Genomic DNA, 10394 nt, shown 5'->3' on the forward strand with positions numbered 1-10394 from the left:
AAGTTAATAGTTGGGATTCAATCCAGTCAAGCAAAACTTTCCATTATATCATAAAATTATTTTGCAAGAGGTCTAATGACGATTTGGTTATTGAACGAAATATTCGGTGCAGTTTGCCGAGCAATTTGTTCTGCCAATGCTTTTTGTTCTGCCGTTTGAACGCGCCCTGTTAACACAATCGAATTATCCCGATCGTCTGCGTCCAAATCGAAGGGCTTGAGGGTGCGATCGGAGTCTAAGGCATCTTCTACGCGATCGGCAATATCGTCAAGGTCTTGATTCGGAGCCGTCTGTGCGGTCGTGGTTGCAGGCGCAGAAGCGGTTGGAACAGTCGTATTTTCAGTGGTAGTTGTGGGAGCAGAAGTAGATGGGACAGTTGTCTGTGAATTATTGGGGGGGTTGCAAGCAGCTAAACCCAAAATTGCAACAGTGCTGACGCTGATTCCTTGCACAAATAGCTTTAATAATTGCATATCTTTTGTTTGTTTTGTTTGTTGTGAAACGCAATTTTGCCGATAAACATCAGCATGAAGTCTTTGAGCCTTTCAACTTAACAAGTGAATGTACGATAGGTCATCCATCAAAAGGAATGCTTTTTGCAACCTTAAAAGGCAACAATAAATCAAATCCAGTGAACTAAGGTTGGCAAGTCCATAAGCTATCTCAATCGGTTCTCTGCCTATGTATAAGGAGCAAATGTGATCCAAATGTGAGTAACAGAAATCAGTCCATCACTTTTGGCTCACTTTCATCAATGACGCTAGAAACAAGACGAAATAACAGAGAAGCACTTGGCTTGACAAGAAACGTTATGACTGCAACGAATGTAGAAAAATTAGTAGAACACTCTTGGCATCACCTCTGTGTCGAGAAAGTGGCTCGGATTTTAGAGACTGACCTGGAAATAGGTCTATCTTCCGACGTGTCAGCCCAACGGCGCGAGATCCTCGGTCCCAATCAACTAACGCCTCCGAAGCAGCAAAGTCCCTGGTTGCGATTTTTTCAGCAATTGAATCAGCCGCTAATCTACATTTTGTTAGCTGCTGGGATAGTGACAGCATTTCTGAAAGAGTGGATTGATTCAGGGGTAATTTTTGGGGTTGCTCTGACGAATGCCACCATTGGTTTCGTTCAAGAGTCAAAGGCAGAGAATGCGATCGCCGCTTTAGCAAAATCTGTTGCAACGGAGGCAACCATTCTCCGCAATGGTCAAAAGCAAGTGGTTTCATCCAGCGAACTGGTTCCTGGCGATCTCGTCTTGCTGTCTTCTGGGGATAAAGTGTCTGCGGATCTACGGCTGATCGAAGTCCGTGACTTACAGGTCGATGAGTCAGGATTAACGGGAGAGTCTGTCCCGGTTGAGAAGCAATCCCAGGCGCTAGAGGCAGACGCTGCACTGGCCGAGCGCACGAACATGGCGTATACCGGAAGCCTGGTAACGTTTGGACAGGCACGCGGACTCGTCGTCAGCATTGGTGACATGACCGAGACCGGACACATCTCCCAACTCATGCAGCAAAGCACGACACTGGAAACCCCACTGAGTCGCAAAATTGACAAATTTAGCACAACCTTGCTCTATGTAATTTTAGGCTTAGCTGCCTTCACCTTTGCAGCAGGCATTGCCCAGAGATTTTCTTGGGTTGAGGTGTTCAAGGCATCTGTGGCGCTTGCCGTCAGCGCAATTCCTGAAGGCTTACCCGCGATTTTAACGGTGACACTGGCGATCGGGGTTTCCCAAATGGCAAAGCAGCACGCCATTATTCGCAAACTTCCGGCAATTGAGACGCTGGGCAGCACCACCGTGATTTGTTCCGACAAAACCGGAACCTTGACTGAGAATCAAATGACAGTTCAGGAGATTGATGCCGGTGGCAAGCGATATCGGGTTAGCGGTGGAGGATATGCACCAGAAGGGGAAATTTCTGTAAATGGACACTCCGTTGACCTGGCGAACGCACCTGCCTTATATGAATGCTTGCAAGCAGGACTGTTGTGCAACGATTCGCATCTAGAAGTGCAAGATGGAAACTGGACTGTAGTCGGTAGTCCAACGGAAGGGGCGCTGGTTGCGGTAGCCCAAAAAGCCGGGTTAATTACTGAGAAACTGGAGGAAGCGCTTTCCCGGATCGATACACTGCCGTTTGAATCTCAGTTTCAATACATGGCAACCTTACATGACGATCGTCCAGAACGATTGATTTATGTCAAGGGTTCAATTGAGGCAATTCTCCAGCGGTGTCGCCAGATGCTCGATGAAGAGGGAGAGGCGAGATCCCTCAACAGGGCGCCGATCGAGCAAACCGTGGACAGAATGGCGAAAAAAGGGTTACGAGTTCTGGCACTTGCCAAGAAAGTTGTACCCGCTTCTCAATCTTCAATTGAGCATTCTGATATTGAGCAAGGGTTAACTTTTGTGGGTCTGCAAGGCATGATCGACCCGCCTCGCCCCGAAGCGATTCAAGCGATTCAAGCCTGTCGGTCTGCGGGAATTCAGGTCAAGATGATTACCGGCGACCATGCCAAAACAGCAGCAGCGATCGCCCACCAAATGGGACTAAATCAAACCCAAGAGGCTCGCGTTTTTACCGGTCCAGAACTCGCTGACATGAATCAGCAGGAATTAGCCAATGCTGTTGAACAAAGCTGCGTGTTTGCTCGTGTAGCGCCAGAACAAAAGCTCCGCATTGTCGAAGCACTTCAGTCTAAGGGCGAGATTGTGGCGATGACTGGAGATGGAGTTAACGATGCTCCCGCCTTGAAGCAAGCTGATATTGGGGTAGCGATGGGCATCACGGGCACTGAAGTCACAAAAGAAGCCGCAGATATGATTCTGACGGATGACAACTTTGCTTCGATCGAGAAAGCAGTTAAGGAAGGGCGCACGGTTTATAAGAATCTGCTGCGAGCGATCGCCTTCATCCTGCCCGTGAATGGTGGAGAGTCCATGACCATCTTGATTGCCGTACTTTTGGCAACCCCACTACCCATTTTGCCAGTACAAATTCTCTGGCTGAATATGGTCAGTTCAGTTGCGTTGAGCTTACCGTTGGCATTTGAGCCGCCCTCTCCCGATGTCATGCAACATCCACCTCGACCGGCAAATGAACCGCTTCTGTCTCGCAGGCTGACCGCTCGGATTCTGACAGTTTCGGTATTTAACTGGATTGTGATCTTTGGGATGTTTGAATGGATCGTCCAAACCACAGGCAATGAAGCTCTAGCCCGGACGATGGCAATTCAAGCATTGGTTGCGGCCGAAGCTTTTTACCTATTAAGCATCAGTCGCTTCGTTCCGGCGATCGTAGCCAAACTACGCGGTAAAGATGAATCAGTTGGCTATCCTGTGGCGATCGGCATTGCGGCTATTTTCATTCTCCAATTCCTGTTTAGCCAATGGGGCATTATGAATCAGTTATTCGACACTGAAGCTTTGAGCACAATCCAAGGCTTAATTTGTATCGGATTCGGACTGCCCATGATTGCTTTGTCAGCTTTGCTAAAGCGTTTTGCACCTCTGAACTAAGTGGTTTTTGTGAGGCGGCCCTTCACAGCGGCTTTACACACTATTTACCAATTTTGTAGCGTTGAATATTGAATATTTATCATGAATTCCCAAAATCTCAAACGTGCTAGCGGCCTATTTACTGATCATCGAAACGCAGAGCAGGCGCTAGTTGAGCTAAAAAGCAGGGGCTTCCCCATGCACAAGATTTCAGTGATTGCTAAACCTTCTGACAATGGTGATCTGGACTCTCTGGGTGTGCAGAAAATTTTAATCACAAGAGCAGCAGGTGCACAAGTAGGCGCGATCTTAGGCAGCATAGGACTAGGTTCACTAGCGTTAATTGTTGGACTCAGCAGCCTGCTAATTCCCGGTATTGGTCAGGCATTAGCGGTGGAAAGCCTTTTAGCAACTTTCGTTGGAAGTGGGATTGCTGCAACTGCTGGCGGTCTATATGGCGCACTTCAAGGATGGTTGGTGCCAGAAGAACAAGCAAGAATTTACAACGGCAGATTTAACCAGGGAGATTATTTGATCGTCATGGAGGCAAGAGAAAATGAGATCGTGATTGCTGAACCTGTCCTTAAACGTTGGGAGATTCTGACGTGGCGTGTGTATGATGCTACCTAAATTCAAGGTAAGAAAGGACGATTACCTTCGAGGAATTTAGTCCCGCGAATCAGAACGTCCAAAATCAACTCAAAAATTGGAGGGTCGATGACTGTGGGCGATCGCTCTCCCACTCCTGACATATGGATCGACAACTTCCATTACCCGCCTTAGCGGCAACAGCGATCGGGAGCATCTCATATTTGTAAAAACACTTCTTCTTCCTCCTTCCTTCCTTCTTCCTGACTCCTGGCTCCTGGCTCCTAACTCCTATTTCTAGCTTGGCTGCTTTCATTGAGATGCTCCCCAGCGATCGGGTCGGCAATGCTTCAGAAGAGACAGTTAAAAAAATATTAAAAACCAGCACAATTAAGAGGAATTAGCATCCTGTCAGGGTTGGGAAATCATCCAGATCTGCCAAAAAAATTGCACTCTAAAAACGATCCGATCGCCCAGCCACCCAGAAATCCTGTTTCAGCTTCATCGGCATTCATCCAAATACACCACATAAATTGCAGTTAATTGTACAACAGAGTGAACCGTTTCCTGTAGACTAAAACCGTAGTTAATCTGTCAATTTCTTTGAGGAAAACGAGTTTATGACAGGAGTATCGGTGATGGAGTCGATTGTAGCGCAACCACCTCCCTTGGACAGCAATCCTGCTACAAATAGCCAAACGGCAGGAGTCATTCCTGAATTGGTCATCATCTTGATCATTCTGCTGCTGATTGCAACTGTTGTGGCACTCGTAACCCAACGGTTGCGAATTCCCTATGTGACGGGCTTAGTGTTAGCAGGCTTGCCCATTACGGAGGTCTTGTCGCGTCGAATTGGTTTAGACCCCTCTTTAGTATTAAATCTTTTCCTACCAATTCTGATTTTTGAAGCAGCTATCAATACCGATATCAGCCGTCTCCGCAGCACCTTTAAGCCGATCGCCCTGCTGGCGGGTCCAGGCTCGATCTTTTCCTCAGCAATTATCGCTGTTCTGGTTAAATTTGGGCTGGGGCTAGACTGGATTCCAGCGTTGCTGATCGGAGTCATTCTGGCAAACACTGATACAGTCTCGATGATCGCAGTTTTTAAAGAGATCCGTGTGCCTTCTCGATTGTCTACCATTGTTGAGGGAGAAACTCTGTTCAATGATGCGGCTGCTCTAATTTCCTTTAATTTGGTTTTGGTAATTTATGCGACAGGCTCTCTGACCGCTATACAAGGGGTGAAGGAACTACTCGTGGTTGCCTTAGGTGGGGCAGTGGTCGGGGGTGTTTTAGGTTACTTGAGCGTGCCGATATTTGTTCGCTTAAACGATCCGTTGAGTAGCCTTTTGCTAACCGTCGCTCTCGCATTGGGAACCTTCCAAATCGGACAATTTTTAGGCGTATCGGGCGCAGTGGCGGTGGTCATCACCGGACTTGTTTTTGGCAACCTTGGGCTGCCTCGCAGTTCGTCTGCCTCGGATCGGATTACCTTGCTGAGTTTCTGGGAATACGCTGGTTTTGGTGTCAATACGTTTATTTTCCTGCTGATTGGAATTGAAATTAACCCGCTGACGCTGTGGAGAATTTTGCCATCCATTTTATTGGTCATTCTGGCCTATCAACTGGGACGGATTCTCTCGGTCTATTTGTTATTAGCGGGGCTGCGTTGGTTCGATCGCCCCATTCCCCTACGCTGGCAGCACATTTTGGTTTTAGGGAATATTAAAGGGTCTCTATCAATGGCCTTAGCTGTTACGATTCCCTTGACTCTACCAGGACGGGATAACATCATTGCCCTGGTGTTCGGTGCAGTTTTATTCTCCTTGGTCGGACAGGGATTAAGTTTACCGTGGATGGTAAAACGACTAAAAATTAGCCGTGTTTCTGATGTAATGCAGGAAGCTGGGCAGTTACAGATTCAGTTGATTGCTTCCAAAGCGGCTCAAGATGAGCTAGATAGTTTGCTGAAATCTGGCGTGTTGCCGAAGGCAGTTTACGAGGAGTTATGGGCATCATATCAAGCACGAGTAGCACACTCTGAGCGAGTGCTGCGCGATCTCTACAATCAACATCGGGCAGGGCAATTACAGGGAGATGGCAGCGGGCTAGATAAGATTCGACGGCGATTGCTTATAGCAGAAAAAGGAGCCGTTAGCGATGCGCTCCGCAAGCGAATTGTTCCAGAGGATCTGGTTCATCCTTACATCAAAGATTTGGATGAGAAACTTCTAACGTTGGCAGATGACTAGCGCGAATGCCGAGGTAATCAATCATGTGGTGAACTAGCTCTGGACGGGTGACGACCAAGATGGTAGAACCTGCTTCAAGAACAGTATTGCCGTTCGGAATCTCCAGATTGGCGCAGGCATGGCATTGATAACCAATAATCAGCGAACCTGTTGGAAAACGAGGGTCTTGAGCAATTTGAGCAACGGTGCGACCTGCCACCTTGCAATCGCCTGGAACTGGCAGCTTTAGTACCTCGACTTGCCCGTGTTCAAAGTGCATCATAGACTCGATTTGGGGGTATTCAATCGCATTCGCCATTGATGCAACTGCCAAATCAATAGTGCTGATGATGTGACTGGCTCCGGCAAGTCGATAGGCTTCCATGAATTCGCGATCGCGCATTCGCACCACAATATGGGAAATGCCATAGCTCCTGGATAGGGTGATCAGCGCTAAATTCAGTGCATCATCCCTGAGTGCTGCAACGACTGCGTTTGCTTGTTTAATTCCCGCTTCCAGAAGAACCGTTGTGCTCACTGCACTGCCTTCAAAGGCCATCACTCCGATTTTTTCACGAGCAAAGCGACAAGCAAGCGGGTCGGCATCGATGATTGCCACCGTATGACCGAGTTTTAATAGCTGCTGGGCTAAACCCAGCCCCATCATTCCTGCTCCACCAATTAATACATACATGAATATTTGTCACCCCAAAAATGAACGTTACAGATTTATCACTATGAGTGAGATTGTGTTGATTTTCTATCAGTTTAATCGGCTTGCGAGGTGGCTTCTACCGGGCTTACTTATTACCTGTTCGACAGTTAATTTAATCAGCTTTTGGGGTAGGCATTGCTAGCCCGCCCCTCAAGAGATTTTCCTCAGTTAGGTGCGTAGGGGGAACCCTACATAATCTTAGGCACTTTAAAAAACTCCCCATCGCGATCGGGAGCTCCCTCCAAAATACTTTCTCCCTTAGCAAAAGGTTGCAAATCGTCCGATCGCATTACATTACTAACATCGATCGCCCGCGTAGTCGGCTGCACCTTACTCGTATCTAGTTCACTCAACTGCTCGAAATAATCCAAAATACCGTTAAGTTGACCAGTAAACTGCTCTTCTTCTTCCGGCGTTAATTCCAATCTCGCTAAATTCGCTACTTTGCGAACTTCTTCTCTGTCAATCATAAAAATCTGTAATTGGGAATTAGTGAGTAGTTTTGACTGGGGATTTGTAAGTTTTAAGTGAAAGAGTTTTCAATTCACCACTCAACACTTAAAACCCACAACTTTCTGTTTACCCAATCAGGCTTCTTGTAGCTAACAACTGAGGTTAAAAATACACATCTATTTGCGCTCTACCTGTCGTCTTAAGCCAATTTTGTACCTCAATGTAATTGTTGGGGGCCAAGCGAATAGCCTCCTTCCAATAATCTGCCGCTTTATCAAACAGCCCTTCCGCCGCTTCAAGATTGCCTGCTTCCTTTTCTTTTTCCCCTTGATAGTGGTAAATCACAGCAATATTATTCAGCGCTTGTGGCATTCTCGGATTGAGCTCCAGGGCTTCGCTGTAATATTCCAAACCTTTATCGTGTTCGCCGTTGCTAGTATGGATCAGCCCCATATTGTACAAGACATAACTGCGATCGTAAGGATCTTCCTCCAGCTTCAGCGCTTCATGATAATTTTCCAGCGCTTCAGCATATTCGCCATCTGCTTGAGCTGACATACCATCCCGGTAATAAGCAAAAGCTTCCTTCGCCTGCTTTTTCGCCGGCATCATCTTCAAAATGATATCAGCCATTACCGTGAAACTTTTGTCAATAAAGTTATCGTTGCGTTGAGTTCTTGGCATATGCGATTCTTTGGTTAGTGGCTAATCAGAAAAATTAGCCTGTAAAGTTTTCCTATTAATAATTGCGCCACTGTTGTAGTGGGCCGTTGTGTTGAGGGCGCTAAAAAGTTTAGTCGATCGCAACTGCGAACCTTAAAACACGCCCTTGGGTTTAACACCCGCGCAAGCTCTATCTATTTTATATAAGTCTTGCAAGACTTGCAAAAAAACCAGATTTCTTTAACCTCTCTCTCGCACTCTACACAAAACTTACAAAAACCCGCACCGACGGAAAAATTTCTGCTCGATGGTGCAGGGGCAATCCTCTTCGATGGCTTTCCTTCGGATTGCGAAAACTAATGCCAACGCGCGATCGCGCGCCCCGTACCCTACTAACAGTACCCACCATCCCCCTCGTTGACCCTCAGAGCAAACAAGCAAAAGCAAATGCCGAGGAGAAATTCAATCACAAAGTTTTATTAAGCTATCCGAGTTCAGCCCATACTTAAAAGTTATTCGGCAAAACACTAGCAATATTTTGCCCCAAAGTCAAGGGCAGCCTCAAAAAAAATCAGAAACCCGATCGCCAAAACCAGCTCGAATTCCCGCAATATATAATAAAAATAACCGGGTAATTTTCACAGAGAGAAACCTATGGCTCCGAATCCCACCATTATGCAAGCCGTCGAACAACTTGGCTACCGCGTTACGGTTGGAGACGTGGCGGCAAAAGCTGGATTAGATATCAATTTTGCCCAGCGAGAACTGTTAACCCTCGCCTCCGAAGCAGGCGGCAACCTGCAAGTAGCAGAATCCGGCGACATTGCCTACCTATTTCCCAAGAACTTTCGAGATATTTTGCGAAACAAATTCTTGCGCTTGCAGTTGCAGGAATGGTGGCAAAAAATCTGGCGCATTTTATTTTATCTAATTCGGATATCTTTCGGCATAGTGCTGGTAGCTTCTATCCTCTTAATTTTTGTTGCTATCACGATTTTACTCTCCAGCGGCAGCGACAATAATGGCGGAGGAGGAGGAGACGGTGGTGGCGGGGGCGGCAGAGGCGGCGGCTTTTTCTTTTTTCCCTACTTCTGGAACGATTTAATCTGGATATTTTACTGGAACCATGACCAACCATACTACCAGCAGCGATCGCGCTTAACTGGTCAAAAACCCCAGATGAGTTTTCTAGAAGCAGTTTTCTCCTTTATATTTGGAGACGGCAATCCCAATAACAATCTAGAAGAGCGCAAGTGGAGGGATATTGCGACTGCAATTCGCAACAACCGAGGTGCAGTCGCCGCCGAACAAATTGCCCCGTATCTCGACAATCTCGGACAAGGATACGCCCGAGAATACGAAGAATATATGTTACCAGCCCTCGCCCGTTTTGACGGCCGCCCCGAAGTCAGTCCCGAAGGGCAAATAGTCTACCACTTCCCGCAATTGCAAACCACAGCCACCGAGAGAAATTCTGAACCAGTAGCAGCTTATTTGCGAGAAATGCTGTGGCGTTTCAGCAACGCCAGTTCCGGCCAAATCATGCTCGCAGCAGGGTTAGGAGCCGTCAATCTTGTCGGTGCGTTAGTTTTAGGAAATCTATTAACTAATAATTTAATCGCAGGTGGATTTATCGGTTTCGTCAGCGCTGTTTATCCCATGATCCTGATTTACGGCGTCGGATTTCTCGCAATTCCTTTAATTCGCTACTTCTGGATTCAGTGGAAAAATAGCCGCATAGAAGCCCGCAATCAAAAGCGTCAGCAGCGAGCAATGTTATTAAACGAACCCGATGCCAACTTGCTCAAAAAACTGGTCTACGCTCGGGAATTTGCAGCAGAAAACGTTTTAACGGGAGAAGACTTAGCTTATACAACAGAAACAGAATTAACCCAACAAGAACTAGAACAGTCAGCCAAAATAGATGCCGAATGGCAGCGCAGGATCGATCGCTCGGACAACTTGTAATACTAATGAAAAAACTGTTTTTTGTTGTTAAGTTAGGTTGCACTAAAATCTCGCACCCTTATCAAGAATAGGTAGTATGCCTGTTCCAAAATAAAATATCGGGTCTTGTTTAATCAGGGTATGAAAAAATAACTTTAAAATCCAAAAGCTTTGTGGCTACTGCTTTCTATGACGGGCATATTTAGTGTTTCATACCTGGGGGGGTGACAACCCCGTTAGAAGCTAGACAAGGTAAGGCGTTGACCCACTTGTGGTAAAAAAAGATAGGCCC

At 46.7% G+C, this 10394-nt stretch carries 8 protein-coding genes; 4 read left to right on the forward strand and 4 right to left on the reverse strand.

Annotated elements, in window-relative coordinates:
* Window positions 1-56: 56 nt before the first annotated feature.
* Window positions 57-473, reverse strand: a complete 417-nt coding sequence (locus QUA70_RS26975) for a BON domain-containing protein (protein WP_333350885.1) — start codon at window positions 471-473, stop codon at window positions 57-59.
* Window positions 474-811: 338 nt separating this feature from the next.
* On the opposite strand from QUA70_RS26975, the gene QUA70_RS26980 reads away from it, so the two are divergent.
* The 3 genes from QUA70_RS26980 (at window position 812) to QUA70_RS26990 (ending at window position 6345) form a co-directional block, all read left to right on the forward strand.
* Window positions 812-3526 carry a cation-transporting P-type ATPase gene (locus tag QUA70_RS26980; protein WP_333350883.1) on the forward strand — a complete coding sequence of 905 codons (2715 nt, stop codon included), beginning with the start codon at window positions 812-814 and terminating at the stop codon, window positions 3524-3526.
* Between the two features lie 81 nt (window positions 3527-3607).
* Window positions 3608-4135 carry a hypothetical protein gene (locus QUA70_RS26985; RefSeq protein WP_333332510.1) on the forward strand — a complete coding sequence of 176 codons (528 nt, stop codon included), beginning with the start codon at window positions 3608-3610 and terminating at the stop codon, window positions 4133-4135.
* Window positions 4136-4713: 578 nt separating this feature from the next.
* Window positions 4714-6345 (forward strand): sodium:proton antiporter, encoded by a 1632-nt coding sequence (locus QUA70_RS26990; protein ID WP_333332507.1) that lies wholly within the window; start codon window positions 4714-4716, stop codon window positions 6343-6345.
* Here QUA70_RS26990 and QUA70_RS26995 read toward each other — a convergent pair.
* The 3 genes from QUA70_RS26995 to QUA70_RS27005 form a co-directional block, all read right to left on the reverse strand.
* Window positions 6302-7018: a TrkA family potassium uptake protein gene (locus QUA70_RS26995; RefSeq protein ID WP_333332504.1), complete on the reverse strand. Its 717-nt coding sequence runs from the start codon at window positions 7016-7018 to the stop codon at window positions 6302-6304. The two genes, QUA70_RS26990 and QUA70_RS26995, sit on opposite strands and share 44 nt — an antisense overlap.
* Window positions 7019-7227: 209 nt before the next feature.
* Window positions 7228-7509, reverse strand: coding sequence for an Asp-tRNA(Asn)/Glu-tRNA(Gln) amidotransferase subunit GatC (gatC, locus tag QUA70_RS27000; protein WP_006635952.1), 282 nt, complete (start codon window positions 7507-7509; stop codon window positions 7228-7230).
* A gap of 145 nt (window positions 7510-7654) precedes the next feature.
* Entirely contained in the window at window positions 7655-8176 is a 522-nt protein-coding gene (locus QUA70_RS27005) for a photosystem I assembly protein Ycf3 (protein WP_333332502.1), read from the reverse strand.
* A gap of 633 nt (window positions 8177-8809) precedes the next feature.
* Here QUA70_RS27005 and QUA70_RS27010 point away from each other — a divergent pair.
* The gene (locus tag QUA70_RS27010) at window positions 8810-10123 is read left to right on the forward strand and encodes a hypothetical protein (RefSeq protein ID WP_333350881.1); all 1314 of its coding nucleotides are present in this window, start codon (window positions 8810-8812) and stop codon (window positions 10121-10123) included.
* The last annotated feature ends 271 nt before the right edge of the window (window positions 10124-10394 follow it).

Origin of the sequence: Microcoleus sp. LAD1_D5 (genome assembly GCF_036702115.1) — a bacterium.
GTDB lineage: Bacteria > Cyanobacteriota > Cyanobacteriia > Cyanobacteriales > Microcoleaceae > Microcoleus.

Bases quoted from the DNA above. Each gene is read 5' to 3' on its own strand.
- QUA70_RS26975 (WP_333350885.1), bottom strand. From the start codon at position 473: ATGCAATTATTAAAGCTATTTGTGCAAGGAATCAGCGTCAGCACTGTT.
- QUA70_RS26980 (WP_333350883.1), top strand. From the start codon at position 812: ATGACTGCAACGAATGTAGAAAAATTAGTAGAACACTCTTGGCATCAC.
- QUA70_RS26985 (WP_333332510.1), top strand. From the start codon at position 3,608: ATGAATTCCCAAAATCTCAAACGTGCTAGCGGCCTATTTACTGATCAT.
- QUA70_RS26990 (WP_333332507.1), top strand. From the start codon at position 4,714: ATGACAGGAGTATCGGTGATGGAGTCGATTGTAGCGCAACCACCTCCC.
- QUA70_RS26995 (WP_333332504.1), bottom strand. From the start codon at position 7,018: ATGTATGTATTAATTGGTGGAGCAGGAATGATGGGGCTGGGTTTAGCC.
- gatC (WP_006635952.1), bottom strand. From the start codon at position 7,509: ATGATTGACAGAGAAGAAGTTCGCAAAGTAGCGAATTTAGCGAGATTG.
- QUA70_RS27005 (WP_333332502.1), bottom strand. From the start codon at position 8,176: ATGCCAAGAACTCAACGCAACGATAACTTTATTGACAAAAGTTTCACG.
- QUA70_RS27010 (WP_333350881.1), top strand. From the start codon at position 8,810: ATGGCTCCGAATCCCACCATTATGCAAGCCGTCGAACAACTTGGCTAC.